This is a genomic window from Mesorhizobium sp. M7A.F.Ca.US.014.04.1.1 (assembly GCF_003998745.1).
Classification (GTDB): Bacteria; Pseudomonadota; Alphaproteobacteria; order Rhizobiales; family Rhizobiaceae; genus Mesorhizobium; species Mesorhizobium ciceri.
In genome coordinates this window covers 1-443 of sequence record NZ_RZRW01001466.1, presented here as the reverse complement: position 1 = coordinate 443, position 443 = coordinate 1, and the positions used below count along the sequence as shown (strand labels likewise).

The window sequence follows — 443 nt, the reverse complement described above, 5'->3', positions numbered from 1 at the left end:
TCCCAGGACACTGCGCATTGCCTTCGCGCCATCCTTTCCCAGCTTTCCGGTGGCCGGCGACATCTCTGCCGCAGTCGAAAGTCTCGCAGGGCATCTGCAAGGCGCCGGCGCCGTCGTCGAAGAAGCAAAACTGCCAAAACTCGATCTGCACGACGATCTGGAGCAGGGCGGCGCGCTGATCGGCATGATGCTGGAGGCCGCCCAGCCGGAGTCGCCGGAGAACCCGACACCGGTCTCGCATTGGTTCGAGGCACTCGCCCGCCGCGACAGGTCCATTCTCGCCTGGGACCGGTTTTTCGAAAACCATGACGCGCTGCTCTGCCCGGTCGCCATGACTTCCGCCTTCCCGCATTGCGAGCCGGGCACGCCGATCACGGTCGACGGCAAGGAGCAGAGCTACTGGATGCTGCCGGCCTATGGCGCCGTCTTCAACTACAGCGGCC

Annotated in this window: 1 pseudogene; it reads left to right on the top strand. The window is 65.0% G+C overall.

Features of this window, described 5'->3' with window-relative positions:
- Positions 1–443: pseudogene (locus EOA22_RS37145) on the top strand (amidase); the annotation flags it as partial.